The organism is Nonomuraea sp. NPDC000554 (genome assembly GCF_040300065.1).
Lineage (GTDB): Bacteria > Actinomycetota > Actinomycetes > Streptosporangiales > Streptosporangiaceae > Nonomuraea.
In genome coordinates this window covers 226,027-252,446 of sequence record NZ_JBEPDC010000012.1, presented here as the reverse complement: position 1 = coordinate 252,446, position 26,420 = coordinate 226,027, and the positions used below count along the sequence as shown (strand labels likewise).

The following is a 26,420-nucleotide window of genomic DNA, read 5'->3' as shown; positions in this document are numbered from 1 at the left end:
GCGATTCGTACAGCATGTTCCGCCCCCATCTTTTGGTCCGGAAGGAACTGGCGTGCGCCGCGTCGCGATCCCCCTTGCTCTCACACTCGCCTTAGGCGGGATGGTGAGCCCAGCGCATGCCGACACGTCGGTGAAGCGCACCGCGCAGTGCCAGGGCGACTGGATCCCCGGGACACCGACCGCCGACGACGTGATGCGCGGCGAGATCTCCCTCGTCGGCCTGCCCGGATACAAGATCGGCAAGAAGATCAACTGGGGGGCGAGCCCGTACCACAACCGCTCCTGGGAGTTCGTCTTCCAGTCGCTGCGCTGGATGGGGACGCTCGTCGTGGCCTACGAGAACAGCGGCGAGGAGCGCTACCTCGACCGGGCCAAGGAGATCGCCAAGGACTGGGTCACCCACAACAGGCGCGGCGCCAAGGGCACCAAGCCGTACGTGTGGAAGGACCACCCGGTCTCGCTCCGCTCGCAGGCGCTCGTCTGCCTGAGCATGCACGTCAAGGACGACTGGCTGAAGCAGAGCCTGGCCGAGCACGCCAAGCTGCTGTCCGACCCGAGGCTCTACAAGAAGGGCCACAACCACGGGATGGACCAGGACATCGCGCTCATGGGCATCGGCTGCCGCTACGGCCGCAAGGACTGGGCCGACCTCGCGTCCCGGCGGCTGACCGGCACGGTCAAGCTCGACGTCGACTCGCAGGGCGCGCTCATGGAGCAGGCGCCGCGCTACGCCGTCTACGTCCACGGCAGGCTCGAGGTGGCGATGGCCAACATGAAGGCGTGCGACCGCAAGGTGCCCGGCGAGATCGTCAAGCGCGCCGACGCGCTGAAGGACTTCGTCGCCCACTCCACCGAGCCCAGCGGCTACATGGCGCCGATCGGCGACGGCAGCGCCGAGACCGAGCCCAAGATGGAGACGGGCACGCCGAAGGAGAAGGTCAAGGTCTACAAGGCCGGCTACGTGTACGGCCGGACCGAGTGGGGCAAGCCCGACTCCGCGTACTACACGATCAGGTTCGGCCCGGGCATGAAGTTCCACGGCCACGAGGACCACCTGGGCGTCACCTACTACGCCCAGGGCCGCGACGTCCTGGTGGACGCCGGGTTCCACTCCTACGAGAAGAGCGCCTACCGGTACTGGACGCTCTCCCCCGAGGCGCACAACATCCCGATCGTCGTGGGCGGGCGCTTCCGCCCCCGCACGGCCAGCAAGCTCACCAGGACCAGGTACGGCAAGGACCAGCAGGCCTTCCAGCTCACCGACAAGGCGTACGGGGCCGCCCGCACCCGCTCGGTCCTGGTCAACCACGGCCAGGACCTGATGGCCGTGCTCGACACCGCGTCCGGCGGCAAGAAGATCAGCAACCTGTGGCGGTTCGACCCGTCGCTCAAGGTCGTCTCCAACCGGGGCGGCCGGGTCGTCCTCGGCGACGGGAAGTTCAAGGTCACGCTGGTGCAGCTCACCTCCTCCTGCTCGCCGGTCGGCGGGCAGAAGGTGGAGCGCGGCGGCAAGCTCGGCTGGGCCTCGCCGACCTACCTGTCGAAGCAGCCCGCCACCGTGGTGGTCTCGCCGGCCGCCAAGTCCCTGCTCACCGTGATCGTGCCGGGGACGGACGCGCCGAAGGTGTCGTGCTCGGGCTCGAAGATCGAGGTCCAGGGCGTGACCTTCGCCACCAGCCTGCTGTAGCCGTGCGGGGTCAGGTGGTCTCGCGGCCCGCGCGCAGCAGGCCGTACGTGACCGCCTGCTCCAGCGCCTGCCAGGACGCGTCGATGACGTTCTGGCCGACCCCGACCGTGGCCCACTCGGCCGTGTCGTCGCTGGACGTGATGAGCACGCGGGTGATCGCCCCCGTGCCGTGGGTGCCTTCGAGGATGCGCACCTTGTAGTCGACCAGCTCCAGCTTGGCCAGCTCCGGGTAGAGCTTCTCCAGGCCCAGCCGCACGGCCCGGTCGAGGGCGTTGACAGGGCCGTTGCCCTCGCCGGTGGCGACGATCCGCTCGCCCTTGGCGTGCAGCTTGACCGTGGCCTCGCTGACGAGGTCGCCGCCCTTGGTGCGCTCGACGATCACCCGCCAGGACTCGACCTCGAAGTGCCGCCTGCGCTCGCCGTGGACGGTGTCGCGCAGCAGCAGCTCGAAGGAGGCGTCGGCGGCCTCGAACGTGAACCCCTGGGACTCGAGCTCCTTGACCCGGTCCACGAGGGTCTTGGTGGACTCGGGGGTGAGCTCGTAGCCCAGCTCGCGGCCCTTGAGCTCGACGGAGGCGCGGCCCGCCATGTCGGAGACCAGCATCCGCATGTCGTTGCCCACGGCGGCGGGGTCGATGTGCTGGTAGAGGTTCGGGTCGACCTTGATGGCGCTGGCGTGCAGCCCGGCCTTGTGCGCGAACGCGGACATGCCGACGTAGGGCGCGTGCGAGTTCGGGGTGACGTTGGTGACCTCGGTGATCGCGTGGGCGATGCGGGTCATGTCGGCGAGGGCGGCGGGGGGCACGAGGTCGAAGCCGCGCTTGAGCTGGAGGTTGGCGACGACGGTGAACAGGTTGGCGTTGCCGGAGCGCTCGCCGTACCCGTTGGCGCAGCCCTGCACGTGCGTGGCGCCCGCCTTGACGGCGGCGAGCGTGTTGGCGACGGCGCAGCCGGTGTCGTCGTGGCAGTGGATGCCGACCCTGGCGCTGGTCTCGACGGCCCGCGCCACGACCTCGCCGAGTTCGTCGGGGAGCATGCCGCCGTTCGTGTCGCACAGGGCGATGACGTCGGCGCCCGCCTCGGCGGCGGTGCGCAGGACCTCCAGCGCGTAGGCTGGGTTGGACTTGTAACCGTCGAAGAAGTGCTCGGCGTCGAGGAAGACTCGCTGTCCCTCCGCACGGAGGTGAGAGACCGTATCGCGGATCATCGCGAGGTTCTCCTGGAGAGTCGTGCGGAGGGCCAGCTCCACGTGCCGGTCGTGACTCTTGGCGACAAGGGTCACGACCGGCGCGCCGGATTCGCGCAGTGCGGCTACCAAGGGGTCGTCGGCTGCCTTCACACCGGCCCGGCGGGTCGCGCCGAACGCGGCTAGCTGCGCGTGCTCCAGGTGCAGCTCTGTTTGAGCGCGCCTGAAAAACTCGGTGTCCTTGGGGTTGGCGCCGGGCCAGCCCCCTTCGATGAAGCCGACGCCCAGTCCGTCCAGATGGCGCGCGACGGCGAGCTTGTCGGCGACGGTGAGGTTCAGGCCCTCCTGCTGTGCGCCGTCACGCAGCGTCGTGTCATAGACGTGAAAGCGGTCGTCGGCCATGGTTGTTCGTCTCCCTGGAAACAAAAAGACCCCTCACGGACGTGAGAGGTCTGCGCGCTGGCGTTGCCCTTTTTCAGCCAGCGCGCCTGCCGATAATGAGCAGACCGTAGAACATGGTGCTTGTGAGTCTGCCATACGTACTCACCATTTGGCACATCGATCTCATGCTCTGGGACGCCCTCAGACCGTGACGCCGTCTCCGCCGGTGATGGCACGCTCCAGCGCGACGGGGTCGAAGGCCAGCTCACCCAGCATCTGACCGTTGAGCAGGACGGTCGGCGTGCCGTCGATCCTGATCTTCGCCGTCTCCTCGAGGTGCGCCTTCGCGTACGACTGCGAGGTGACGCAGTCGTCGACCGAGGCCCCCGCCCTCCTGGCCGCGCCGACCAGTTCCGCCACGGTGAAACCCGAGGCCACGCCGTGCGGGGCGGGCTGCATCGCGAACAGCTCGTCGCGGAAGCGCAGCCAGTTGGCCTCGGGCACGCACCTGGCCGCCGCCGCGGCCCTGATGGAGTTCGACCGCATGGGCTCGTCCTGGAAGATCGTGACGGTGTGGAAGACCAGCTTGACCTTGCCTTCCAGGGCCAGCTTCTCGAGGGTGGCGTTCACCCTGGAGTGCAGCTCCTTGCAGACCGGGCAGTCGAAGTCCTCGTACAGGTCGAGCACGGGCGCGCTGCCGCCCATGTCGGCCAGCACCATCGTCCCGTCCGGTTGCCGGGTCAGCCGTACGCCCTGCGCCGACTCGCCCGGCTGTGTGAAGGCCATCACCACGACCACGGCCAGCACCGCGATGGCGGCCACCACGGCCGCCAGCCTCTTCGTCATCCGCCGCCCCTTCGTTGATCGCGCAGACCCTATCCGAATCTCCGGACAGCGGGCATGACGGGGTATTCACCGAGCTTTGCCAAAAACTGACTTTCGCCGGGGTATGCCCCGGTTCATGGCGCACCTGCCCGCCTACCAGCCCATGCTGGCACAGCTCGGAAGCCTGCCACCGCCTGCCCAGGAGGACAGGTGGTGCACCGAGATGAAATGGGACGGGGTCAGGGCGCTGGCCTACGTCGAGGGGCGGGCGCTGCGGCTGACGTCCCGCAACGGCAAGGACATCACGCCCGCCTACCCCGAGCTGTACCCGATCGCGGGCGCGGTCGGCGGGCACGACGTGGTGCTCGACGGCGAGATCGTGGCGTGGGACGAGCAGGGCAGGCCGTCGTTCGGGGCCCTCCAGCCGCGCATGCACCAGCGCAACCCCGCCCAGGTGGCCGAGCTGGCCAGGTCCACGCCCGTCACGTACCTGGTGTTCGACATCCTGCACGTGGACGACACGCCGTCGGTGCGCAGGCCGTACACGGAGCGGCGCGAGCTGCTGAAGAGCCTGGTGATGCCGGGGTACCGCTGGGAGGTCCCGGTCGAGTTCGACGACCACGCGCAGGAGGCGCTGGAGGCCAGCGTGCGGCTGGGGCTGGAAGGCGTGGTGTGCAAGCTCCGGTCGGCCCCCTACCGGCCCGGCAGGCGGTCCGCCGAGTGGACGAAGGTGAAGAACGTCCGGACGGCCGAGGTGGTGATCGGCGGCTGGAAGCCCGGAGCCGGGCGGCGCTCCGGCCTGATCGGGTCCCTGCTGCTCGGCGCGTACGACCCTGCCGGGCGGCTCGGCTACGTCGGGCACGTCGGCACCGGCTTCACCGAGGCGATGCTGCGCGACCTGCGGGAACGGCTGGCGCCGCTGGAACGTCCCGACTCGCCGTTCACCGTGCCCGTGCCGCGCGAGTTCGCGAGGGACGCGCGCTGGGTCGAGCCACGCCTGGTCGGCGAGGTGCAGTTCATGGAGATCACCGAGGACCACCGGCTGCGCCACCCCTCCTGGCGGGGGCTGCGCCCCGACCGGGTCCCGTCGGAGGTCGACTGGGCCGAGCGGCGCGACGTGGGATGAGCTCGCGTCGCCCCCTCGCGCGGACGACAATGATCGGATGAAGGGAAACCTGCTCGACCCCAACGTGGCCCAGTACATCCTCGACCACACCACGAAGCCTGACCCGCTGCTCGAAGCCCTGGCGAAGGAGACCGTCGCGGCGACCGGCGACAGCGCCGGCATGCAGATCTCCGCGGATCAGGGCAGGCTGCTCACCATGATCACGCAGCTGGTCGCGCCGGACGTCGCCGTCGAGGTCGGGACGTTCACCGGCTACTCCTCGCTCTGCATCGCCCGCGGGCTGTCAGGTGGCACCCTGCACTGCTTCGACGTGAGCGAGGAGTGGACGTCGATCGCCCGCCGCTACTGGGAGACGGCGGGCGTGGCCGACCGGATCACGCTCACGATCGGCCCGGCGCGCGACACGCTCGCCGCCTTCCACGAGCGCGTCGACCTGGCCTTCCTCGACGCCGACAAGCCCAACTACCCGGCCTACTACGAGCTGCTGGTGGACCGGCTGCGGCCCGGGGGGCTGCTCATGGTCGACAACACCCTCTGGAAGGGCCGTGTCGCCGACCCGGCCGACAACGGGCCGGCCACCGTCGTGATGCGCGAGTTCAACGATCTGGTGGCCGAGGACCCGCGGGTGACGGTCGTCGTGCTGCCTGTCGCCGACGGGCTCACGCTCGTCCGCAAGAACTAGCCGCCACCCGCGCGGCCCGGGTCAGCTGACCTTGTGGACCCAGCCGTGCTTGTCCTCCCGGGTGCCGTACTGGATGCCGACCAGCTCCTCGCGGATCCGCATGGTCACCGGGCCGGGGGCGCCGTCGGCGATGGTCCAGGCGCGGTCGGCGCCCTTGACCGAGCCGACCGGGGTCACCACCGCGGCCGTGCCGCACGCGAACACCTCGGTCAGCTCGCCCGACTCGCTCGCCGCCTGCCACTCGTCGGTGGAGATGAGGCGCTCCTCGGCCTCCAGGCCGAGGTCGGCGGCCATGGACAGGATGGAGTCGCGGGTGATGCCCGGCAGCAGGGTGCCGGTCAGCGCGGGCGTGACGAGTTTGCCGCCGAGGACGAAGAACAGGTTCATCCCGCCCATCTCCTCGACGTACTTGTGCTCGTGCGCGTCGAGCCAGACCACCTGGTCGCAGCCCTGCTCGACGGCCTGCCGCTGCGCGACGAAGGCCGCCGCGTAGTTGCCGCCGCACTTGGCGAAGCCGGTGCCGCCGGGCGCGGCGCGGGTGTACTCGGTCGACAGCCACACCGAGACGGGCTTCACGCCGCCGGCGAAGTACGAGGCCGCCGGTGAGGCGATCACCATGTACCGGTACTTCCGCGACGGGTAGTTGACCCCCAGCCCGACCTGGGTCGCGATGATGAACGGCCGCAGGTACAGGCTGTGCCCCTCGGCGGTGGGCACCCAGTCGCGGTCGGTCTGGACGAGCACTTCCAGCGACTCGACGAACGTCTCCTCCGGCAGCTCCGGCATGGCCATCCGGACGGCCGACTGGTTGAAGCGGGCCGCGTTGGCGTACGGGCGGAACGTCACGATCGAGCCGTTGCCCTGCCGGTACGCCTTGAGCCCCTCGAACAGCTCCTGCGCGTAGTGGAAGACCGCGGTGGCGGGGTCGAGCAGGAGCGGCCCGTACGGCTGGAGCCGCGCGTCGTGCCACCCCTCGCCCTCGGTGTAGTCGATGGAGACCATGTGATCGGTGAAGACCTGCCCGAATCCGGGACTCGCCAGTACCTGCTCCCGCTCGGCCGCGGTACGCGCGTGGTCGGATAGCTGCACGTCGAAGCTGAGCTTCTGAGCGATGGTCATGACGAACGTCCTTCTCTCTGCGATCTCGACAGCACTGCGCGGGGCAGTACGTACTTCCTATTGTCTCGCTATTTGGAATGGCAAGGGGTGGGTGGGGGGTTGTGATCGTGCGGACACCAAAAAGCGCCTGGCAGTCCGTCACCGGACCGCCAGGCGCTTGCGGAGCTAGGCGGCCCTAGCTCGATACTCGCGCGGTGATGTCGTCGCCGATCTCGTGCGTGGTGCGACCCGCCCACCCGGTCAGGCGCTCCAGGATGTCGTCGGCGACGGCCTGCTCGACCTTGGCCGCCTCGGCGCGCAGGCCGAGGTGGTCGAGGAGCATGGCGGCCGACAGGATGGTCGCGGTCGGGTCGGCCTTGCCCTGGCCGGCGATGTCGGGGGCGCTGCCGTGCACCGGCTCGAACATGCTGGGCGCGGTGCGCTCAGGGTTGATGTTGCCGCTGGCGGCCAGGCCGATGCCGCCCGCGATGGCCGCGCCGAGGTCGGTGATGATGTCGCCGAAGAGGTTGTCGGTGACGATGACGTCGAAGCGCTCGGGCTGGCTCACGAAGAACATCGAGGCCGCGTCGATGTGGTAGTAGTCGGTGCTGACCTCGGGGTACTCCTCGGCCACCCGGTTGACGGTGCGCTGCCACAGGTCGCCGGCGAAGGTCAGCACGTTCGTCTTGTGGATGAGGCTGAGTTGCTTGCGCGGGCGCGACTTGGCCTTCTCGAAGGCGTACCGCACCACGCGCTCCACGCCGTAGGCGGTGTTGAGCGACTCCTGGGTGGCGATCTCGTACGGGGTGCCGCGGCGCATGACGCCGCCGGTGCCCGCGTACAGACCCTCGGTGCCCTCGCGGATCACGATCATGTCGATGTTCTCGGTCGGCGTGTCGGCCAGCGGGGTCTCGACGCCGGGGAAGAGCTTGACCGGGCGCAGGTTCACGTAGTGGTCGAACGCGAAGCGCAGGCGGAGCAGCAGGTCGCGCTCCAGGATGCCCGGCGGGACACTGGGGTCGCCGACGGCGCCGAGCAGGATCGCGTCGTAGCCGCGCAGCTTTTCGAGCACGGAGTCGGGGAGCGTCTCGCCGGTTCGGTGGTAGCGGGCGGCACCCAGGTCGTAGTGGGTGGGCTCCAGCTTGACTCCGACCGCTTCGAGGACCTTCAGCCCCTCTGCCACGACCTCGGCGCCGATGCCGTCGCCAGGAATGACCGCCAGGCGGATGTTACGCGACTCCATGGACGGTACCTTACCGGCTCGTCTCGGCTGACGAACACACCGTCTCACTGTCCGGACGGTCCGTTTTAAGCTATTTGCGACCTTTTGACCGTTTCGTTAGAGTCCGTCAGGCCTAATCCACGCAACGGCTGCGTGGAGCCGGGGACCCACTTCACCTGGGGCGAGTCGGCATCGCCGTAGGGCTACTTCCAGGCCCGAGCCCGTCAGCTAACCCGGTCGGCCAGATGGAAGGACACTCCCCTGTCTCGCATCGCCGTCCTCGTCGTCCTGGGAGCAACAGCCGCCGGAATGGCCCTCGCCTCCCCTGCCAACGCCGACTCCGACACCCCCGACAGCATCCCCAGTTCCTCTCCCACCACCACCCTCACCGGCTCTCAGCTCAAGCAGCTCCAGATCAAGAAGACCCCGACCCCCGCCTGGAAGGTCGCCCTCAAGTTCGCCATGAAGAAGCGCGGCATCCCCTACGTCTGGGGAGGGACGAGCGACAGCGGCTACGACTGCTCCGGGCTCATGCTCCGGGCGTACGGGAAGGCGGGGATCGAGCTCCCGCGCACCGCCGCCGAGCAGTACAACGCCTTCTCCAAGAAGATCAGCTGGAACCACCTCAAACCCGGTGACCTGGTCTTCTTCCACGGCCTCGGCCACGTGGGCATGATCTCCCGCCCCGGATACATGGTCCACGCCCCGCACACGGGCGACGTCGTGAAGGAGGAGCAGCTGTCGGACTGGCGCAAGGACTCCTTCGTCGGCGCCGTCCGTCCCGACCCCAAGGGCGTCAAGCTCTGGAAGGAGATCAGCAAGCAGCGCGCCACACCGGCCCCTGCCATGCCGACAGCGACGTTCTGACCCGTAGCGGCCTCATCCCCGGCGAGCGTCGAAGATGAGGTCCCAGGCGCGGGCGCGCGCGTGGGCGACAGCGCCGAGCAGGACGCCGCTGTCGCCCAGCGCGCTCGCCACCACCACCGGACGCAGCGGCCCCAGCTCGGCCACGCGGCTCTCGATCGCGGCCCCGAGCAGGTCGAGGTTGCGCCCGACGCCGCCGCTCAGCACGATCACCTCGGGGTCGAGCACCGCCGCCACCGCCACCAGCAGGCCGCCGATCCGCCGCCCCTCGGCCTCCACGACCGAGCGGGCCACCGGATCGCCGGTCGCGGCGGCGGAGAACACCTCCTTGGCCGTGGCGAGGTCGAGCCCGGCCGCGCGGGCGGCCCGCACCACGCCGGGCGCGGCGGCCACGGCCTCGGTGGCGCCGTGCGCCAGCGCGTCGTCGGACGGGATCGGATCCTCGGCCGCGGGGACGTACGACACCTCGCCGGCGGCGCCCCGCGCCCCGACGTACAGCTCGCCGTTGACCACGATCCCCATGCCCACCCCGGTGCCGATGGAGACCAGCGCGAAGTTCGCCTTGCCCTGCCCCTCGCCGTAGACGTGCTCGCCCACGGCCGCCAGGTTGATGTCGTTCTCGATGACGAGATCGACCTCCAGCGCCGAGCGCAGCCGTTCGGCCAGGTCGGGCCCCGGCAGGTTGGGGGCGAACTCCAGGCGTCCGAGCGCCGGGTCGTACACGCCGGGCGAGCCGACGACCGCGCAGGTGATCGAGGACCAGTCGAGCTCGGCCTTCTCGGCCGCGGCCCTGGCCAGGTCGCCCACCAGCACGGCCAGCTCGGCCGAGCTGCGCGCGGTGTTGCGGCCGTCGGTGCGGCCGGCGAACGTGCCGCGCAGGTCCGCCACCGCCACCCTGATCCAGTCGCGGCCGATGTCGACGCCCGCCACGTGCGCGGACGCCGCGTTCATGTCGTAGAGCGAGGTCACCGGCCCCGGCCTGCCCGACACCTCGCCGACCAGGTGCACCAGGCCGTCCTCTTCCAGCCCGGCGAGCGCGGCCGAGACCGTGGGCTTGGACAGCCCGGTGATCTTGGCCAGGTCGGCCCGCGACGCGGGGCCGTGCTCGTGAAGGTGGTCGAGCAGACGGCGCTCGTTCAGCACCCGCAGCAACCGCGGATTACCCAGCTCACCCCGCATGTGACGTCCTCCTCCAGGCAAACTCTAGCCAACAACGCTGGTAGTAAACTACCTTTCTTACCAGCACCGGGGGCCGGCACACTCGAAAGGGACGATGTGCGATGCACCGAGCCTGGCTATTCCTCCCCGCCGCAGCGGTCCTGCTGGCCGCCGCCTGCGGGAACAACACGACGACAGCGAACCCGAAACCCCAGGACCAGCAGGGCGGCAAGACCATCGCGCTCTTCCTGCCCGAGTCGAAGACCACGCGCTACGAGGCCTTCGACCGCCCGCTGTTCGAAGCGAAGGTCAAGGCGCTCTGCGCCGACTGCAAGATCCTCTACAGCAACGCCGAGCAGGACGCCGCCAAGCAGCAGCAACAGGTCGAGGCGGCGCTGACCCAGGGCGCGAACGTGCTGGTGCTCGACGCCGTCGACGCGAACGCGGTGGCCCCGCTGGTCAACCAGGCCAAGCAGAAGAAGATCCCGGTGGTCGCCTACGACCGGCTGATCTCCGGCATCGACTACGCGTACTTCGTCTCGTTCAACAACGTCCGGGTGGGCGAGATGCAGGGTCAGGCCCTGCTCGACGCGATGAACGCCAAGGGCACCACCGCCAAGGGGCAGATCGTGATGATCCACGGCTCCCCCACCGACCCCAGCTCGGCCGACTACAAGAAGGGCGCCAAGAGCGTCCTGGACGGCAAGGTCAAGGTCGGCAGGGAGTTCGACACCCCCGACTGGAGCCCCGACAAGGCCCAGCAGCAGATGGAGCAGGCGATCACCGCCATCGGCAAGGACAACATCGTCGGCGTGCTCTCGGCCAACGACGGCATGGCGGGCGGCGCGATCGCGGCCATGAAGCGCGCGGGCTACAAGCAACTACCGCCCATCACCGGTCAGGACGCCGAACTGGCGGCCGTCCAGCGCATCCTCACCGGCGAGCAGTACATGACCATATATCTGGACATCAGGGCTGAGGCGGAGAAGTCCGCCGAGCTGGCCGTCTCCCTCGTCAAGGGCGAGCAGCCGACCGCCACCAGCAAGGTCAACAACGGCACGGCCGACATCCCCGCCTTCCTCCTCGACCCCATCGCCGTCACCGCCGACAAGGTCAAGGACACCATCGTGAAGGACGGCTTCTACACGGCCGACCAGATCTGCACCGGCGAGGTCAAGGCCGCCTGCGCGAAGGCGGGCATCCAGTAAATGCTCTCGGCGACAGGCATCTCCAAGCGGTACGGCGCGGTCCAGGCCCTCGACGGCGCGAACCTGGACCTGCGCGCAGGCGAGGTCACGGCCCTCATGGGCGACAACGGCGCCGGCAAGTCCACCCTGGTCAAGACCGTCTCCGGGGTCGTCGTCCCGGACGAGGGCACGATCACGCTCGACGGCCGTCCCGTCAGGATCGCCAACCCGCACGACGCCCAGGCGCTCGGCGTCTCGACCGTCTACCAGGACCTCGCGCTCTGCGAGAACCTCGACGTGGTGGCCAACCTGTTCCTCGGCACCGAGCGGCGCCGCTGGTCGCTGCTGCGGCACATCACGATGGAACGCGCCACCCGTGAACTGCTCGACCAGCTCGACGTCCGCATCAGGGACATCAGGGTCCCCGTGGCCATGCTGTCAGGCGGTCAGCGCCAGTCGGTGGCGATCGCCAGGGCGCTGATCGGCGAGCCGCGGCTGGTCATCCTGGACGAGCCCACCGCCGCCCTCGGCGTGGAGCAGACCGCCCAGGTGCTCGCCCTCATCGGGCGGCTGCGCGAGCGCGGCCTCGCGGTGCTCGTCATCTCGCACAACCTGGCCGACGTGCGAGCGGTGAGCGACCGCGTGGTGGTGCTGCGCCTGGGACGCAACGCGGGCGACTTCACCACGGCCGAAGCCTCGCAGGAGGACATCGTGGCCGCCATCACGGGAGCAGGGGCATGACCGACACCTTGGTACGCAAGCCGTACACCCCGAAAGCCACGGTCGAGCGGCTGCGGCAGGGCGACGTCGGCGCGTGGCCCGTCGTCGGCGGGCTGGTCGCCATCGCGATCGTGTTCAGCCTGCTCAACGAGCGCTTCCTCGCGCCGGAGAACCTCACCAACCTGGCTCTGCAGATGGCCGCGACCGGGACGATCTCGCTCGGCATCATCATGGTGCTGCTGCTCGGCGAGATCGACCTGTCGGCGGGCTCGGTCAGCGGCCTGTGCGCGACCGTGATGACCATCGTCCACGTCAAGCAGGGCTGGAACCCGCTGCTGGCCATCGGGCTCGCGCTCGCGGTCGGCGCCGGGATCGGCCTGGTCCACGGGCTGATGTTCACCAAGCTGCGGATGCCGTCGTTCGTGGTCACGCTGGCAGGGCTGATGGGCTGGCTCGGGCTGCTGCTCTACCTGCTGCGCGAGGGCGGCACGATCAACCTGCCGTTCACCGGGTTCATCTCGAAGCTGAGCGACACCTGGTTGCCGTCCTGGCTGTCGTGGGTGCTGGTCGCGGGCCTGGTGGCCGTCTCGGGAGGGGTGGCGCTGGCGTCGCGGCGGCTGCGGCTGGCCGCCGGGCTGTCGGTGACGCCGCTGTGGTGGCTGCTCGTCCGGACGGGCGGGCTGCTCGTGCTGCTGGCCGCCGCAGTGGTGATCATGTCGGCGGACCGGGGCGTGCCGCTGTTGCTGATCATCTTCGGCGCCCTGGTCGTGCTCTTCGACCTCATGCTCAGGCACACCGTGTTCGGCCGCCACCTGTACGCCGTCGGGGGCAACGCCGAGGCCGCCAGGCGCGCGGGCATCAACGTGACACGGATCAGGATCCTGGCGTTCATGCTGGCGTCCACGCTGACGGCGGCGGGCGGCATCCTCGCGGCCAGCCGCCTGTCGGCGGTCAACCAGCAGTCGGGCGGCAGCGACATCCTGCTCATGGCGATCGCGGCGGCGGTCATCGGCGGCACCTCCCTGTTCGGCGGGCGCGGACGCGCCTACGACGCGCTGCTCGGCGTCCTGGTCATCCAGTCGATCACCAGCGGCATGTACCTGCTCAGCGTCGACTCCTCGGTGCGGTTCATGGTGACGGCCGCGGTGCTGGCGCTGGCGGTGGCGATCGACTCGCTCGCCCGCAGGGGCGCCGCCCGGTGAGCCGGGTCCTGGGCATCGACGTGGGAGGCACCAAGGTCGCCATCGGCGTGTCCGGCTCCGACGGGCCGGCGTTCTCGGAGCGCGTCCGGCTCGACACGGGGGGCGACACGCTCGCGCGGGCGCTCGCCGCCGCCCGTGCGCTCGACGCCGCACCGTCCGCCGTGGGCTTCTCGACCTGCGGTGTCATCCGGGACGGGGTGGTGCGGCTGGCGCCGAACGTCCCGGGGTGGGAGGGGCTGGAGCTGCCGAGGCTGCTGCGTGAGGAGTACGGCGCCGTTCCGGTGGCGATCGACAACGACGTCAACGCGGCGGCGGCGGCCGAGCTGCGGTGGGGGGCGCTGCGCGGCGTCTCGACCGGCGTCTACCTCAACCTGGGGACGGGCCTGGCGGCGGCGCCGGTGGTGGACGGCCGGGTGGTGCCGGGGGCGCACGGCGCGGCCGGCGAGATCGGGTACCTCCAGGTGACGCCCGGCGAGCCGGCCTTCGCCGACGGCCGCGTCCCTCTGGAGGAGCGCGTCTCGGGCAGCGCGCTCGCCGCCCGCGGCACCGCCCTCCTCGGCCGGACGACGACGGCGGCGGAACTGCTCCACCTGTCCGGCCGACCGGTCTCAGCGCCGGCCACCGGGCGACAGGCGCGGGCCGTCGCTCTCGTGGACGAGGCGCTGCGGACGCTGGCCATGAGCGTGGCCAACCTGTGCGTGGTGCTCGACCCCGAGGTGCTGGTGGTGGGGGGCGGGATGATGGGGGCGGCCGAGCTGATCCTGCCGCGGCTCGCCGCCGAGCTACGCAGGGCGGTCCCGTTCCCGCCGGAGGTGCGGGCCGCGCGGTTCACCGACGACGCGCCGCTCCTCGGCGCCCTGGCCCTCGCCCACACCGCCGCCCACGCTGCCGGACTGTCGGCCTGATCAGCGGAGAACCTCGCACAGCCCGCGCGAACACGGGTCGGCCGAACGCCGACGGGCGGGCTGTGCCGGTCGGGACAAGCGGCGGACCTGGCCGCCCGCTGCCCGAGGAAGCGTTAGCGGACGGAGTTCTGGGGGGCGCCGCCGTTGTCGCGGCGGTCCAGCGCGGTCTGCAGCGCCTCGCTGGCCTCGGTCTCGTGGTCGTCGGCGTGGTTCCAGGAGTACATCTCGTACATGGTGTGACTCGTCTCTTCTCGCGGAGGCGTCATGGGGAAAGCCGGACTCCGGTCGCGAATCCAACCGGGCCTGAACTCGTGAGGTCCGGATCACGGACCGGACGAAAGGGACTTAATGGCCGACGCAACGCCGCAGCACCGCGGCGGGTCGTCGACCTGCCCTAACAGGCCCCGCCGCGGCAGGTAATAAGTACGAGAACCTGGCGCATTTCTCGTAACAGTACCTGGTGGCGGCAATGCTGTCTCGTAGGATGTCCAACTATCTCGCATGCTGAGACAAGAAACGGCTGCCACCCGGGACGATCCCGGGCGGCAGCCGTTGGCGTGAGCGGAGGAGGCGGTCAGTCCTCCAGGTCCACCGAGCGGCCGCTCTCGGCGCCGATCTCGGCCACGATCTGCTCGGTCACGTCGGCGGGAATCGCCGAGTCGACGGTCAGCGCGATCAGCGCCTTGCCGCCCTTGACGTCGCGGGCCACCTGCATCGAGGCGATGTTGATGCCGTGCTCGCCGAGCAGCCGGCCGACCACGCCGACGATGCCGGGACGGTCGGTGTAGGTCAGGAACGACAGGTGCGCGGTCGGCTCGATCTCCATCTCGTAGCCGTTGACCTCGACGATCTTGGTGATCTGCCGGGGACCGGAGAGCGTGCCGGAGACCGAGACCTGGCGGCCGTCGGCGAGCACGCCGCGTACAGTCACCACGTTGCGCCAGTCGGGGCTCTCCGAGCTGGTGACCAGCTCGACGGTGACACCGCGGTCCTTGGCGAGCAGCGGGGCGTTGACGTAGGTCACGGAGTCCTCGACCACGTCCGTGAAGACGCCCTTGAGCGCGGCCAGCTCGATCACCCGCACGTCATGGGAGGCGATCTCACCGCGCACCTCGACGTCCAGCTTGGTCGCGACCTCGCCCGCCAGCGCGGTGAAGACCCGGCCGAGCTTCTCGGCCAGCGGCAGGCCGGGCTTGACGTCCTCGGCGACCGCGCCGCCCTGGACGTTGACCGCGTCGGGCACGAACTCGCCCGCCAGCGCCAGCTTGACGCTCCTGGCGACCTGGGTGCCGGCCTTCTCCTGGGCCTCGTGCGTGGAGGCGCCCAGATGCGGGGTGACGACGACCTGGTCCAGCTCGAACAGCGGGCTGTCGGTGCAGGGCTCCTTGGAGAACACGTCGAGCCCCGCCCCGGCGACGCGCCCCTCCTTGATCGCCGAGTACAGCGCGCCCTCGTCGACGATGCCGCCGCGGGCCACGTTCACGATCCGCACGCTCGGCTTGACCTCGTGCAGCTCCTTGTCGCCGATGAGCCCGATCGTCTCCTTGGACTTGGGCAGGTGCACGGTGATGAAGTCGGCCTGCTTGAGCACCTCTTCGAGGCTGAGCAGCTTGACGCCCATCTGCGCGGCGCGGGCCGGCGGCAGGTACGGGTCGTAGGCGATCAGCTCGACGCCGAACGGCTGGAGGCGCTGGGCCACGAGCTGGCCGATCTTGCCGAGACCGAGGATGGCCACGACCTTCTCGTCGAGCTCCACACCGGTGTACTTGGACCGCTTCCACTCGCCGTTCTTGAGCGCGGCGTGGGCCTGGGCGGTGTTGCGCGCGCTGGCCAGGATGAGCGCGATCGTCTGCTCGGCGGCGCTCGTGATGTTGGAGGTCGGCGCGTTGACGACCATGACACCGGCCTTGGTCGCCGCCTCGACGTCGACGTTGTCCAGGCCGACACCGGCGCGGGCCACCACGCGCAGCTTGGACGCCGCGGCGATCGCCTCGGCGTCCACCTGGGTGGCGGAGCGGACGATCAGCGCGTCCACGTCCGCGAGGGCGGGCAGCAGCTGGGAACGGTCGGCGCCGTCGGTGTGGCGGACCTCGAAGTCGGCGGCCAGCACAGCCAGGCCAGCCTCGGACAGCTCTTCTGCGACCAGTACGACGGGCTTGTTCACGGGTGTGGATCCTTAGGGCATGCGGCGGGCGGGAGGGACACGGCGACGGGTCCCTCGGATCCCACCGATTCTATCCGCGCTTGTGAATGTGTTCACGAGGGACCCCAGGATATGGAGACGGCCTGGGCCGTACCCAGGCGAGAGCAAAGTCATCCACTCCGCTCCCATCTTTGTCTTGATCGGGAGATTTATTCACCATTAGCCTGATAAGCCGTGACCGACTACCTATGGTTCGTCATATGAGCATCGGGAATCCTGCGCTTGCCGACGTGCTCGCCCAGCACGGCGGCCCGCACCGCCTGCTGGCAGCTCTCGCTGACAGCGGAGTCCTGGTGGCCGTGCGACCTGACCGCTCCGTCGTGCTGGGAACGACCCAGGCCGGCGATCGCGTGCTGCTCGGCTACACCAGCTCTGCCACCTACGCCAGGCACCGTGGCAGTCATTCCCTGTCGGCCTGCGACGCCGACACCATTCTCGACATCCAGCGCGTCACCGGCGTGCGGGAGATCGTGATCGACGCCGCGGGGCCGGCGGCCGCCGCCGTCCCCATCGACGACCTCCAGCGCTTCCTCACCACGACCAGGACGGGGCCCACGCCGGTCCTGTCGGGCGCCGCCCCCGCCGCCTACGCGACGGGCGCGATGGCCATGGTGTCGCGGGGAGGCGCGCTCGCGCAGGTCGCCCCGCCCACCCCGGACGCACCCGCGCTGCCCTGGATCCCGGCGCCCCGGCCGCACCTGTCGGGCCCGATGCAGCAGGTGGACCCCGGCTACCGGCGGTGCACGCACCCGATCCTGCCCGCGCTGCGCCAGGCGATCGCGCAGCTGCTCATGGACTACCCACTGGTGCACCACGTCTGGATCTCCGAGGCCCGCACCGCGTCCGGCGTCACCGGCATCATGCTGCACGTCAAGGTGCACATGTCGGCCGCCGAAGACGTGGTCCGCGACCTGCACCGCGGCGTCCGCGCCCGGCTGCCGCAGTTCGCGGCGAGCGGCGCGCCGATCCTCATGGCGCGGGTGGCGGACTCCCGCAGCGAGCGCCGGATGATCGAGATCGGCGCGCACGTGGTCTGCGCGAACGTCTGCGACTAACCAGGACGACCGCGGCCCTGGCGGAGGGCCGCGGTCCCCTTGCCGGTCGTCTCTCTGGCGTGCCGGTGCCGCCGTGTCACACCAGACGGCGTGCCAGCACCAGGCGCGTCCGCGTGAACAGCCCGGCCACCAGCGCCGCCAGGACGGGCAGGCCCAGCACCACCCCGGCCAGGAACAGCCAGGGCACGGCGATCGTGGTAGAGCCGGGGTCGAACAGGGACTCTCCGGGGAACCCGCCCATCCGTGTCATGGGCCAGGTGAGCGCGATCCCGACGGCCACGCCCGCGACCGTCCCGACCAGCGCGCCGAGGCCCGCGATGTAGCCGGCCTGGGCGGCCACGACCAGCCTGCGCGTCCGTGACGGACCGCCGACGGCCGACAGCGTGTCGAGGTCGCGGCGCATGTCGGCCGCCGCCAGGCCGGTCGCCGCGAACGTGCCGCCGAGTACCAGGATGAGGGCCCCGCCGAGCAGTATCCAGAGCTGCGAGATGCTGCTGTCGTCGGGCTTCTCCTCCAGGAAGGTGTAGACGTCCTTGCTCACCGCTCTGAGGTCGCGCTGGAACCTCGCCATCTCGTCCCGGCGATGCAGGGCGTCACGGTGCAGGGTGTAGAGGTCCCGTTGAGCGAGGGTGAAACCCGCCGACCTCACGGGCGCCGCCGGGAGTACGGCGCCGCGCTGTCTCGGCTCGGCTCCGGGGGCGACGACGGCGGGAATGCGGAACTTGGCGTACTCCTGGGGAGTGCTGTCATCGGCGGTCAGCACGCTTATGACCAGGGCGCCGTCGCGCACCAGGTTCGGATCGAACACGACGGCCTTGCCCGCCGCCAGCGCCGCCACGGCCTGTGGGTCGCGCCGTCCCTGGAGCAGGGCGAGCAGCCGCTCGTCCCCGATCGGCAGGGGGCCGCTGTAGTCCGGATCGGAGCCCGGACCACGCAGCACGACTTCCAGGGCGACGGTGTGCCCCGTCTTGTCGTACGCCTGCATCGCGGGAGTCAGGGGCAGCCCCGGCAGCTTCTGCTCAACCGCCTGGCGGATCCTGACCCAGCCCTGGTCGTCGACCCCGTTCCCGCTGATCACCAATGTTCCCTCGGGTGCGGACGGGCGGGCCACCTTCTCGACGGCGGCGGAGGCGCTGGTGACGCCGATGCCCATGGCGACCGCGCCCATGGTGGCCGCCATGACGGCGGCCGTCGCCGAGGCGGTGCGGACCCGGTGGCGGGCGGCGTCCCTGATCGACAGGCGTGCCGGCAGCGGGAAGCGGGGGGCGAGCCGCGCGGTGACGCGGATCAGCCACGGCGTCAGGGCGATCAGCCCGAACACGACGGGCACGGACGTCGCCAGGATGGCGATCGAACCCCTGCGGGTGGCCAGCGCGGTCGCGGCGAGTCCGAGCACCAGCAGTACGGCCCCGGCGACCGGCAGCCCGGCGCGGTCACGGACCTCGTTCTCGCGTCCCGCCAGCACTTGGGCTGGGCTCTGCCTGGCGGCCTGCACGGCTGGCACGACGGCCGCGACCAGCCCGCTGACCAGGCCGAGCACGGCGACGCAGAGCACCTGGAGCCATGGCACGTCCGGCGGGCCGAGCGAGCCCAGCCACCGCGCGGCGAGGGGCGCTCCGAGCAGCGCGGCACCGACGCCCAGTGCGGCCCCCAGCAGAGCCGCCGACCCTCCCAGGACGAGGCCGTCGGCCAGCACGATCCTCCGCAGGTGCGCGGGGGACCCGCCCTGGGCCGCGATCACGGCCAGTTCCCTGCGCCGCCGCCGCAGGCCCACGGCGAAGGCGGGCCCCGCCAGCAGCACGGTCTCCATCACGATGAGCAGCACGCCGATTCCGAAGCCGACGACGGCGGAGCTGGAGTCGATGGCGCCCAGTTCGATGGGGGGTAACATGCGCGCGTCCGCGTACCGGTGGACGGGGGCGGGCGGGTTCTCGATCACCGCGCGGGAGCTGACGCGCAGCCCCGCGTCGTTCAGCCGCCGCACGTCCTGCCACTGGACGGGGGCGGGCGTGTCGGCCAGCCAGCCGGTGCCGGCCCCGTCGTTCTTGTCGAGCAGCAGCACGTTCCGCAGGCTCACGGCCTCCAGCTGGTTCGGTTTGTGCGGGTGCTCGATGACGCCCACGACCCGCACGGGACGGTCGCGCCGGGTCACCTTGATCGTGTCGCCGAGCCGCACGCCCTGGTCGACCAGCGCGGGCGTGATCGTCACCTCGTCGGGGGTGGCGGCGAACCTGCCCTGCACCAGGCGGCGGATCCCGCGGGTCAGCGGGTCGCGCAGGTCCAGTTCCAGCGCGCTGACCTCGTCGTAGCCGTCGGCCAGGTGGATCTCCACGCTGCCCTCGTCGTAGGGGATCAGGCGGCCCGGGAGCAGGGTGTTGATCTCGGCCGCCGTGTAAGGCGGCTGCTGCCGCTGGGACTCGTTACCGTACGTGCTGTACTGCCTGCCGGCCGCGTCCTGGTTGACGGGGGCGCGCTCCCTGATCGTCCGGATCAGCGCGTCGGCCGTGCCCAGCGTGGAGGTGAGGCCCTCGCGCGGGCTGACGTCCCAGGTGGCCGCGCCGGTGAGCAGGGCCGAGAAGACCAGCACGGGCAGGCCGATCATCACCATGATGAGCGCGCTGCGGCCCCTGAAGCGCAGCGCGTCCCGCCTGGAGATGCGCAGGAAGACGCTCACCGGGCGCTCTCCAGCCCCGCCGAGGCGGAGTCGGTGAGCTGCCCGTCGCGCAGGAACACCACCCGGTCGGCCCAGGCCGCGTAGCGCGGCTCGTGGGTGACGAGCAGCGCGGCGGCGCCCGCGTCGCAGCGGTCGCGCAGCAGTTGCAGGATCTCGTCGCCCGTCGCCGTGTCGAGCGCGCCGGTCGGCTCGTCGGCCAGCACCAGGCGGCGCTCCCCGACCAGCGCCCTGGCGATCGCCACCCGCTGGCGCTGGCCCCCGGACAGCTCCTGCGGGAAGCGGTCGGCGACATGATCCACCCCGACCGCGGACAGCACGTCCAGCGCCTCCTGGCGGGCCTGCCTGGCCCGCACGCCGCCCAGTTCCCTGGGCAGCATCACGTTCTCCGCCGCCGTCAGGGACGGGATCAGGTTCAGGTCCTGGAACACGTACCCGACGCTGCCGCGCCTGAGCGCGGCCAGGTCCTTCACGGTCGCGAGGTCCTGGCCCTCGATCGTCACCCGGCCCGAGGTGGGCCTGTCGAGGCCGCCCGCCAGGTTGAGCAGTGTGGACTTGCCCGACCCCGACGGTCCCATCACCGCGACCAGCTCGCCCCGCGCGACCTCCAGGCTCACGCCCCGTAACGCCTGCACCTGGCCGTGTTCGCGGGTCACGGCCTCCAGACTCACCACAGTCATGTGTTCTTCTCCTTGAGAACGGCCTCGCAGTGGTCCAGCCAGCGCTGTTCCGCCTCGGCCTTGAAGATCATTGAATCGAGGACGAGCCGCTGGGCCAGCCCCTCCTTGGCGGCGGTTCGCTTGGCCCTGGTCAGGTCCTGGAGGGCGCGCATGGTGGCGGCGCGCTGGGTCTGGACCACCGCGGCCAGATCCGCGTCGCCCGCCGCGATGGCCATGGCCAGCTTGATGGCCAGCTCGTCCCGAGGCCGGTCGGACTGGTCGACGGGGGTGCTGAACCATCGCTCCAGTTCCCCCCGACCGGCCTCGGTGATCGTGTAGACGGCTCTGCCCTGGTCGTCGGCCCCTCCGGGCTCGACCAGCCCGTCACGTTCCATGCGCGAGAGCGTCGTGTAGACCTGGCCGATGTTCAGCGGCCAGGTCGCCCCCGTGGACGTCTCGAACTCCACCCGGAGTTGGTAGCCGTAACGCGGCCCATTGCTCAGTAACGCGAGCAGTCCGTGCCTGATCGACATGAATACCGAGTATGCATACTCAGTATGCTCATTGCAAGAGATCGCCGTATTCTGGACAGGACCCGCCGTTCAGGCCGATACTCTGGACATGAGCTCGACGCAGCCGCCGTTTCGCGCATCCGACGGGGAACGTGATCGCGCGATCGACGAGCTTCGCGACCGCGCCGTGGAGGGCCGGATCTCCCACGACACCTTCGTCGGCCGGGTGGACCAGGCGCTGCGCGCACGCAACCGGCACGAGCTGGACCAACTGGTCGCCGACCTGCCGCGGCGCCCCACGGTCAGGCAGCGGCTGACCGAGATGGTCTCCTCCGTCTCCGACTTCACCACCCGGTTGCAGGCGGCCTGGCGCAGGCCGCGGCTGCCCCGGCTGGCCCTGCCGGACGACGACCGCGTCCGCTACGTGGTCGGGCGCGGCGCCGCCTGCGACCTCGTCCTGTCGGACCTGACCGTCTCCCGGGTGCACGCCGAGCTGCGCCGCGCCGACGACGGCGAGTGGACCCTGGTGGACCTGGGGTCGCTGAACGGGACCCGGCTGAACGGCTGGCGGCTGGTCGGGCCCGCCAGGATCAGGTCGGGGGACGAGGTCTCCTTCGGCGACTGCGGTTTCCTGCTCACCTCGAGCCTGCAGTCCCTCTGACCCCCGAAAGCCCCCATCCCCGGATGGAACGCGCCGCCACACATCGGCCCGCCCAAAGATACGGATATTTGCGGATTACAAGCCGCTCGCGCTGACTCATGATCCGAGGCGAGACCCCCCAGTCCCTTGGAGACCCCATGCGGCGCACCTCAGCCTCCCTCGTCGCGGGCTCGCTCGTCGCGGCCCTCGCGTGGGCGTCCAGCCCCTCCTCCCCCGCGGTCGCGCTCGAGCCCTCAGCGGGCGTGGCCGACCTGACCCAGGACATCAACCAGATACTCGCCGACTCCCGGCTCACGATCGCCAGGGCAGGAGTGGTCGTCAAGAGCGCCGCCAACGGCGAGGAGCTCTACTCCACCGACGCCGGCAAGCTCATGACCCCCGCGTCCAACACCAAGCTGTTCACCTCCGCCGCCGCAGCCGAGACGCTCGGCCTCGACTACCGCTTCCCCACCACTGTGCTGAACACCGGACGCAAGGCCGGCTCGGTGCTGACCGGCGACCTCGTCCTGCGCGGCACCGGCGACCCGACCATGCTGGCCGAGGACTACGACGCGCTGGCCGCCAAGGTCGCCGAGGCGGGCGTCAAGGTCGTCACCGGCAAGCTGGTCGCCGACGACACCTGGTTCGACTCCGTCCGGCTCGGCAGCGACTGGGCCTGGGACGACGAGACCGCGTACTACGCGGCGCAGATCTCGGCGCTGACCGCGTCCCCGGACAAGGACTACGACGCCGGGTCGGTGATCGTGTCGGTGGCGGCGTCGGGCGACAAGGTCAAGGTCACCACCACGCCGGAGACCGACTACCTCAAGATCGTCAACAAGGCCACGGTCGGCTCCGAGACCGACGTGCTCATCGAACGGCAGCACTCCACCAACACGGTCGTGATCACCGGCACCGTCGCCGACCCGTACCAGGAGTGGGTCGCCGTGGACGACCCCACCCGCTACGTCTCCTCCCTGTTCCGCAAGGCGCTGGCCAAGCACGGCGTCACGGTGCTCGGGCCGACGGTCACCGGCGCGGCCCCGTCCGGGGCGTCCGAGCTGGCCAAGCACGAGTCCATGCCGCTGAGCGAGCTGCTCGTGCCGTTCCTCAAGCTGAGCAACAACATGCACGCCGAGATCCTCACCAAGGCCATGGGACGCAAGGTCGCCAACCAGGGCACCTGGGCGGCCGGGCTCAAGGTGTCCACGGACTTCGCCAAGGCCAACGGCGTGCAGGTGCTCAACATGCGCGACGGATCCGGCCTGTCGCGCCGCGACGGTTTCTCACCCGGCTCGATCGCGCAGCTCCTGACCGCCGTGCGCGGCAAGCCGTGGTTCAAGACCTGGTACGACGCGCTGCCCATCGCGGGCAACGCCGACCGCTTCGTCGGCGGGACGCTGCGCAGCCGCATGCGGGGCACGCCCGCGGCGAACAACGTGCACGCCAAGACCGGGTCGCTGACGGGCGTCACGTCGCTGTCGGGGTACGTCACGAGCGCCGAGGGTGAGCCGCTGGCGTTCTCCATCATGCTCAACCAGTACCTGTCGGGCTCGCCGAAGGACATCGAGGACAAGATCGCGGTGCGTCTGGCCCAGTTCTCCCGGAGCGCCGCCGTCAACGCTCCCACGCAGCTCCGTGAGGCGCCCGCCTCGACCTCGTCCGACCTCGAATGCTCCTGGCTCAAGCCCGCTGAGTGCTGACCGGAACGTCCCGGGTCTCGAACGCGAGGCCCGGGACCTCTATGACGGAAACTCGGCCGATAGTGCAGCTATCGAGGCAGCATGGTGCCGTGGAGACCATTCCCATCAGTGAAGCGAACGACCGCCTCACCGAGTTGGCCGCTCGTGAACACGACCACTTCACGCCCACCAGGAACGGGCGGCCACATGCCGTCATCGCGTCCGTGGCCGAGCGGGAGTCCCTGCAGGAGACCCTGGAGATCCTCGCCGATCCGGAGACACGTGCCGACCTGGCCGAGGCCGCGGCTGCGGAGGCACGCGGCGACGTGACCACCGAGGAGATGGCAGCCCGCCTCGGCAAAGCGAGCGTGTGAGCGACCGATACGCGGTCCTTCTGGGACCACCCGCTCGGCGAGCCCCACATCGGGGCTGCCCGAAGCCGTGGCGGCTGCCGCATGGGAGCTGATCACTGGAGCCCTCGCCCGAGAGCCGTGGCGTGCCGATCAGCGTCCGACTGAGCCGTGTGCACTTGCCCGCGCCAGCGGCCCCCCGGACGTTCGGAGGGGATCAAGGGTTTACCGAGGCCAGAGGGCGAGTTATTACGATTTGGACACCTGGGACTCCAGGTATTGGGGTGGCTTTTGCGGACAAAGGGGGCACGGACGCACCAGAATGCGGGTTCGACGCAGCGTCTAACCCCCCATCGGAGGACAACGTGCGCAGACAGCTCCAGGTACTCGCCTGCCTCGGAAGTCTGGCGGCAGTGAGCATCCCCGCGCCCGCCGCCCAGGCGGCGACCTCCTCGTGTCGCGTCGTGGCCGCCAAGCCGTCCCTCGACTCGAAGGGCATGGTGGCGGGCGCGGCCACCAGAGTCGGCTGTGACGGGCAGGCCCGTCTCCGGGTGCGCGTCATGAAGGCCGTCCCCGGGCCCGACCGGGCCGTCAAGAGCGGCTCCAAGACCATCACCAACGGACGGATCGTCGCGCGCGTCCGCTGCACCGACACCCCGCACCGGTACTACGTCGTGGCCCTCGACTCCAAGGGCGGGTCCAGCCGGTCCGGGGCGGTCACCCTGTCCTGCGAGAGCCCCACCACCGAGACCCCGACCCCGACTCCCACTCCGACCGCGACCGCCACCGGCACCGGGTCGTCGGTGGAGGACACGGTCGTCCAGCTCACCAACCAGGCCAGGGCCGAGAAGGGGTGCAAGCCGCTCGTCCACGACCCGAAGCTGCGCGCCGCCGCACAGGGGCACTCCGCCGACATGGCCGCCAAGGGCTACTTCGACCACACCGCACCCGACGGCCGGTCGCCCGGCGACCGGATCAAGGCGGCCGGGTTCGCGCCGATCAGCACCTGGGGCGAGAACATCGCCATGGGCCAGCGGACGGCGGACGCGGTCGTGCAGGGCTGGCTCAACAGCCCCGGGCACCGGGCCAACATCATGAACTGCGCCTTCACCCACATCGGCGTCGGCTACCACGCCAAGGGACCGCACTGGACCCAGGTGTTCGCCGCGCACTGACCCCACCTGCCAGGGAGCGCCGAGCCTCCGCCGCGCGCACAGCGCACGGATCCCACCGCCCGGACCGGCGCTCCTTCCCAGCGGGCCCGGCCGCGCCTCCCCCCGCACGCGGACCGCGGCCGGGCCCGCCCACCGAACCTGCCCCGCGAACGGGTCCTCCCTCCGAACCTGCCCCGCGAACGTGGCCTCCCCCTTGCCTCGTGATCAGGCCCCCGTACAGGGGAAGAACTCCTATGAGCGCACGCACTCGTAGGGGGGCCTATGCACTGGCACGCCTACACCTGGACAGGCGACGGCGAGGAGCAGGAGAGGCAGGACGAGCGCCGTCTCGACTCGCCGGAGTTCCTCAGTTCGCCGCTGCCGCCGATGCGCACGGGCGACTGGCTGGCGAAACCGTCCTCGCGGATCGTCGCCACCTTCGACGAGGTGGAGCCCGCCGTGGGCTGGCTGGCCGCCCAGTACGCGAAGCTGAGCGCCGCGCTCCCCCACCCGAACGGCGTCGGGCTGCGTACCCGGCTGGAGAACGCGTCCGAGGTGCTGCCGCGCGGCGTGGACGTGCAGTGGGGCGAATGGCTGTCAGGCGGCCGTTTCACCGCGGTGGCGATGATCTGCTGCCCGAACAGGCACACCGACCATCCCTGCCCGGTCCGCCGACCCGGGGTCCGCCACTGATCGGCCCGCGGTGGTCAGGACGGCGGCCGCGGGGTTTCCACGGTGGACAGGGCGGCCGTGAGCGCCTGGTCGACGGTGCCGTGCACAGGTAGATGCTCCTCGACCCGGGTGACCCGGACGAGCCTGGCGGGCATGGGTTGCAGCACGGCCAGCCGGACGGTGCCGCCGTGCCTGCCGGCGAAGGCGTGCACGTTCAGCAGCGCCCGCAGCCCGGCGCTGTCCATGAAGCGCACCTCGGCCAGGTCGAACACCAGGTGATCGCCCGGCTGCTGGCGCGACTCGCTGACGAAGACGTCGAACTGACCGACGGTCGTGTGGTCCAGGTCTCCGCCCGCGGCGATCACGGTCACGCCGGGCAGGTGCTGGCAGGTACAGGTCAGCCCGGCCATCAGAACTCCCAGCAGGCAGGGGAGGTGAGCGTTTCGGATCTTCCCGCCCATCGTATGCGCTCGGTTGGCCGCGCGGAACGATACTCGCGGTTCGATCATCCTCTCCGCCGGGGCACGCCACTCGATCGTCGCGCCCCTCACCTCGCCACGGGGCGGGGCAGGCGCCCCG

At 70.5% G+C, this 26,420-nt stretch carries 24 protein-coding genes and 1 riboswitch; of the genes, 14 read left to right on the top strand and 10 right to left on the bottom strand.

Features of this window, described 5'->3' with window-relative positions; genetic code table 11:
- The first annotated feature begins 52 nt into the window (after positions 1-52).
- Positions 53-1,687, top strand: coding sequence for a heparinase II/III family protein (locus ABT294_RS23815; protein ID WP_350808434.1), 1,635 nt, complete (start codon positions 53-55; stop codon positions 1,685-1,687).
- A 10-nt stretch (positions 1,688-1,697) separates the two neighbouring features.
- Here ABT294_RS23815 and cimA read toward each other — a convergent pair whose 3' ends face one another.
- Both cimA and ABT294_RS23805 read right to left on the bottom strand, forming a co-directional pair.
- On the bottom strand, positions 1,698-3,275 hold the full coding sequence (cimA, locus tag ABT294_RS23810; protein WP_350808433.1) for a citramalate synthase: 1,578 nt from the start codon (positions 3,273-3,275) through the stop codon (positions 1,698-1,700).
- 180 nt (positions 3,276-3,455) lie between these two features.
- Positions 3,456-4,100, bottom strand: coding sequence for a DsbA family protein (locus ABT294_RS23805; RefSeq protein ID WP_350808432.1), 645 nt, complete (start codon positions 4,098-4,100; stop codon positions 3,456-3,458).
- A 115-nt stretch (positions 4,101-4,215) separates the two neighbouring features.
- On the opposite strand from ABT294_RS23805, the gene ligD reads away from it, so the two are divergent.
- Together ligD and ABT294_RS23795 are read left to right on the top strand one after the other, a co-directional pair.
- Positions 4,216-5,205 (top strand): non-homologous end-joining DNA ligase, encoded by a 990-nt coding sequence (ligD, locus tag ABT294_RS23800; RefSeq protein ID WP_350808431.1) that lies wholly within the window; start codon positions 4,216-4,218, stop codon positions 5,203-5,205.
- Positions 5,206-5,242: 37 nt separating this feature from the next.
- A complete protein-coding gene (locus ABT294_RS23795; protein WP_350808430.1) occupies positions 5,243-5,887 on the top strand; it encodes an O-methyltransferase in 645 nt (214 codons plus the stop codon).
- Between the two features lie 21 nt (positions 5,888-5,908).
- On the opposite strand, the gene ABT294_RS23790 is transcribed toward ABT294_RS23795, so the two are convergent.
- Together ABT294_RS23790 and ABT294_RS23785 are read right to left on the bottom strand one after the other, a co-directional pair.
- Positions 5,909-7,006 (bottom strand): branched-chain amino acid aminotransferase, encoded by a 1,098-nt coding sequence (locus ABT294_RS23790; RefSeq protein ID WP_350808429.1) that lies wholly within the window; start codon positions 7,004-7,006, stop codon positions 5,909-5,911.
- Positions 7,007-7,181: 175 nt separating this feature from the next.
- The gene (locus tag ABT294_RS23785; protein WP_350808428.1) at positions 7,182-8,228 is read right to left on the bottom strand and encodes a 3-isopropylmalate dehydrogenase; all 1,047 of its coding nucleotides are present in this window, start codon (positions 8,226-8,228) and stop codon (positions 7,182-7,184) included.
- A 99-nt stretch (positions 8,229-8,327) separates the two neighbouring features.
- Positions 8,328-8,464: riboswitch (cyclic di-AMP (ydaO/yuaA leader) on the top strand.
- Between the two features lie 52 nt (positions 8,465-8,516).
- On the opposite strand from ABT294_RS23785, the gene ABT294_RS23780 reads away from it, so the two are divergent.
- Positions 8,517-9,074 carry a C40 family peptidase gene (locus tag ABT294_RS23780; protein ID WP_350808427.1) on the top strand — a complete coding sequence of 186 codons (558 nt, stop codon included), beginning with the start codon at positions 8,517-8,519 and terminating at the stop codon, positions 9,072-9,074.
- A gap of 12 nt (positions 9,075-9,086) precedes the next feature.
- On the opposite strand, the gene ABT294_RS23775 is transcribed toward ABT294_RS23780, so the two are convergent.
- Complete coding sequence (locus ABT294_RS23775; RefSeq protein WP_350808426.1) at positions 9,087-10,250, bottom strand: ROK family transcriptional regulator; 1,164 nt, start codon at positions 10,248-10,250, stop codon at positions 9,087-9,089.
- Between the two features lie 101 nt (positions 10,251-10,351).
- Here ABT294_RS23775 and ABT294_RS23770 point away from each other — a divergent pair, with 101 nt between their 5' ends.
- The 4 genes from ABT294_RS23770 to ABT294_RS23755 are packed head-to-tail and all read left to right on the top strand — an operon-like array spanning position 10,352 to position 14,243.
- A complete protein-coding gene (locus ABT294_RS23770) occupies positions 10,352-11,437 on the top strand; it encodes a sugar ABC transporter substrate-binding protein (protein WP_350808425.1) in 1,086 nt (361 codons plus the stop codon).
- On the top strand, positions 11,438-12,157 hold the full coding sequence (locus tag ABT294_RS23765) for an ATP-binding cassette domain-containing protein (protein ID WP_350808424.1): 720 nt from the start codon (positions 11,438-11,440) through the stop codon (positions 12,155-12,157).
- The gene (locus tag ABT294_RS23760; RefSeq protein ID WP_350808423.1) at positions 12,154-13,338 is read left to right on the top strand and encodes a sugar ABC transporter permease; all 1,185 of its coding nucleotides are present in this window, start codon (positions 12,154-12,156) and stop codon (positions 13,336-13,338) included. Before ABT294_RS23765 ends, ABT294_RS23760 begins: the two co-directional genes overlap by 4 nt.
- Positions 13,335-14,243 (top strand): ROK family protein, encoded by a 909-nt coding sequence (locus ABT294_RS23755; RefSeq protein WP_350808422.1) that lies wholly within the window; start codon positions 13,335-13,337, stop codon positions 14,241-14,243. Before ABT294_RS23760 ends, ABT294_RS23755 begins: the two co-directional genes overlap by 4 nt.
- Before the next feature lie 574 nt (positions 14,244-14,817).
- On the opposite strand, the gene serA is transcribed toward ABT294_RS23755, so the two are convergent.
- Positions 14,818-16,407: a phosphoglycerate dehydrogenase gene (serA, locus tag ABT294_RS23750; RefSeq protein ID WP_350808421.1), complete on the bottom strand. Its 1,590-nt coding sequence runs from the start codon at positions 16,405-16,407 to the stop codon at positions 14,818-14,820.
- 239 nt (positions 16,408-16,646) lie between these two features.
- Here serA and ABT294_RS23745 point away from each other — a divergent pair, with 239 nt between their 5' ends.
- The gene (locus tag ABT294_RS23745; RefSeq protein ID WP_350808420.1) at positions 16,647-17,501 is read left to right on the top strand and encodes a hypothetical protein; all 855 of its coding nucleotides are present in this window, start codon (positions 16,647-16,649) and stop codon (positions 17,499-17,501) included.
- A gap of 76 nt (positions 17,502-17,577) precedes the next feature.
- On the opposite strand, the gene ABT294_RS23740 is transcribed toward ABT294_RS23745, so the two are convergent.
- The 3 genes from ABT294_RS23740 to ABT294_RS23730 are packed head-to-tail and all read right to left on the bottom strand — an operon-like array spanning position 17,578 to position 21,364.
- Complete coding sequence (locus ABT294_RS23740; protein WP_350808419.1) at positions 17,578-20,175, bottom strand: FtsX-like permease family protein; 2,598 nt, start codon at positions 20,173-20,175, stop codon at positions 17,578-17,580.
- Positions 20,172-20,852: an ABC transporter ATP-binding protein gene (locus tag ABT294_RS23735; protein WP_350808418.1), complete on the bottom strand. Its 681-nt coding sequence runs from the start codon at positions 20,850-20,852 to the stop codon at positions 20,172-20,174. Before ABT294_RS23735 ends, ABT294_RS23740 begins: the two co-directional genes overlap by 4 nt.
- Entirely contained in the window at positions 20,849-21,364 is a 516-nt protein-coding gene (locus ABT294_RS23730) for a PadR family transcriptional regulator (protein WP_350808417.1), read from the bottom strand. The genes ABT294_RS23735 and ABT294_RS23730 overlap by 4 nt, the downstream gene beginning before the upstream one ends.
- An 88-nt stretch (positions 21,365-21,452) precedes the next feature.
- On the opposite strand from ABT294_RS23730, the gene ABT294_RS23725 reads away from it, so the two are divergent.
- The 5 genes from ABT294_RS23725 to ABT294_RS23705 all read left to right on the top strand — a co-directional run bounded on the left by ABT294_RS23725 (position 21,453) and on the right by ABT294_RS23705 (position 25,862).
- Complete coding sequence (locus ABT294_RS23725) at positions 21,453-22,004, top strand: DUF1707 and FHA domain-containing protein (RefSeq protein WP_350808416.1); 552 nt, start codon at positions 21,453-21,455, stop codon at positions 22,002-22,004.
- Between the two features lie 137 nt (positions 22,005-22,141).
- The gene (gene dacB, locus ABT294_RS23720; protein ID WP_350808415.1) at positions 22,142-23,686 is read left to right on the top strand and encodes a D-alanyl-D-alanine carboxypeptidase/D-alanyl-D-alanine endopeptidase; all 1,545 of its coding nucleotides are present in this window, start codon (positions 22,142-22,144) and stop codon (positions 23,684-23,686) included.
- A gap of 89 nt (positions 23,687-23,775) precedes the next feature.
- Entirely contained in the window at positions 23,776-24,039 is a 264-nt protein-coding gene (locus tag ABT294_RS23715) for a type II toxin-antitoxin system Phd/YefM family antitoxin (RefSeq protein WP_350808414.1), read from the top strand.
- Positions 24,040-24,380: 341 nt separating this feature from the next.
- Positions 24,381-25,190: a CAP domain-containing protein gene (locus ABT294_RS23710; RefSeq protein ID WP_350808413.1), complete on the top strand. Its 810-nt coding sequence runs from the start codon at positions 24,381-24,383 to the stop codon at positions 25,188-25,190.
- Between the two features lie 261 nt (positions 25,191-25,451).
- Entirely contained in the window at positions 25,452-25,862 is a 411-nt protein-coding gene (locus ABT294_RS23705; RefSeq protein WP_350808412.1) for a hypothetical protein, read from the top strand.
- Positions 25,863-25,876: 14 nt separating this feature from the next.
- Here the strand turns inward: ABT294_RS23705 and ABT294_RS23700 are convergent, their stop codons facing one another.
- A complete protein-coding gene (locus ABT294_RS23700; RefSeq protein ID WP_350808411.1) occupies positions 25,877-26,251 on the bottom strand; it encodes an STAS domain-containing protein in 375 nt (124 codons plus the stop codon).
- Between the last annotated feature and the right edge of the window lie 169 nt (positions 26,252-26,420).

What these genes read in the sequence shown, in the direction of transcription:
- cimA (WP_350808433.1), bottom strand. Translation starts at nt 3,275, where the DNA reads ATGGCCGACGACCGCTTTCACGTCTATGACACGACGCTGCGTGACGGC.
- ABT294_RS23805 (WP_350808432.1), bottom strand. Translation starts at nt 4,100, where the DNA reads ATGACGAAGAGGCTGGCGGCCGTGGTGGCCGCCATCGCGGTGCTGGCC.
- ligD (WP_350808431.1), top strand. Translation starts at nt 4,216, where the DNA reads ATGGCGCACCTGCCCGCCTACCAGCCCATGCTGGCACAGCTCGGAAGC.
- ABT294_RS23795 (WP_350808430.1), top strand. Translation starts at nt 5,243, where the DNA reads ATGAAGGGAAACCTGCTCGACCCCAACGTGGCCCAGTACATCCTCGAC.
- ABT294_RS23790 (WP_350808429.1), bottom strand. Translation starts at nt 7,006, where the DNA reads ATGACCATCGCTCAGAAGCTCAGCTTCGACGTGCAGCTATCCGACCAC.
- ABT294_RS23785 (WP_350808428.1), bottom strand. Translation starts at nt 8,228, where the DNA reads ATGGAGTCGCGTAACATCCGCCTGGCGGTCATTCCTGGCGACGGCATC.
- ABT294_RS23780 (WP_350808427.1), top strand. Translation starts at nt 8,517, where the DNA reads ATGGCCCTCGCCTCCCCTGCCAACGCCGACTCCGACACCCCCGACAGC.
- ABT294_RS23775 (WP_350808426.1), bottom strand. Translation starts at nt 10,250, where the DNA reads ATGCGGGGTGAGCTGGGTAATCCGCGGTTGCTGCGGGTGCTGAACGAG.
- ABT294_RS23770 (WP_350808425.1), top strand. Translation starts at nt 10,352, where the DNA reads ATGCACCGAGCCTGGCTATTCCTCCCCGCCGCAGCGGTCCTGCTGGCC.
- ABT294_RS23765 (WP_350808424.1), top strand. Translation starts at nt 11,438, where the DNA reads ATGCTCTCGGCGACAGGCATCTCCAAGCGGTACGGCGCGGTCCAGGCC.
- ABT294_RS23760 (WP_350808423.1), top strand. Translation starts at nt 12,154, where the DNA reads ATGACCGACACCTTGGTACGCAAGCCGTACACCCCGAAAGCCACGGTC.
- ABT294_RS23745 (WP_350808420.1), top strand. Translation starts at nt 16,647, where the DNA reads ATGAGCATCGGGAATCCTGCGCTTGCCGACGTGCTCGCCCAGCACGGC.
- ABT294_RS23735 (WP_350808418.1), bottom strand. Translation starts at nt 20,852, where the DNA reads ATGACTGTGGTGAGTCTGGAGGCCGTGACCCGCGAACACGGCCAGGTG.
- ABT294_RS23730 (WP_350808417.1), bottom strand. Translation starts at nt 21,364, where the DNA reads ATGTCGATCAGGCACGGACTGCTCGCGTTACTGAGCAATGGGCCGCGT.
- ABT294_RS23725 (WP_350808416.1), top strand. Translation starts at nt 21,453, where the DNA reads ATGAGCTCGACGCAGCCGCCGTTTCGCGCATCCGACGGGGAACGTGAT.
- dacB (WP_350808415.1), top strand. Translation starts at nt 22,142, where the DNA reads ATGCGGCGCACCTCAGCCTCCCTCGTCGCGGGCTCGCTCGTCGCGGCC.
- ABT294_RS23705 (WP_350808412.1), top strand. Translation starts at nt 25,452, where the DNA reads ATGCACTGGCACGCCTACACCTGGACAGGCGACGGCGAGGAGCAGGAG.
- ABT294_RS23700 (WP_350808411.1), bottom strand. Translation starts at nt 26,251, where the DNA reads ATGGCCGGGCTGACCTGTACCTGCCAGCACCTGCCCGGCGTGACCGTG.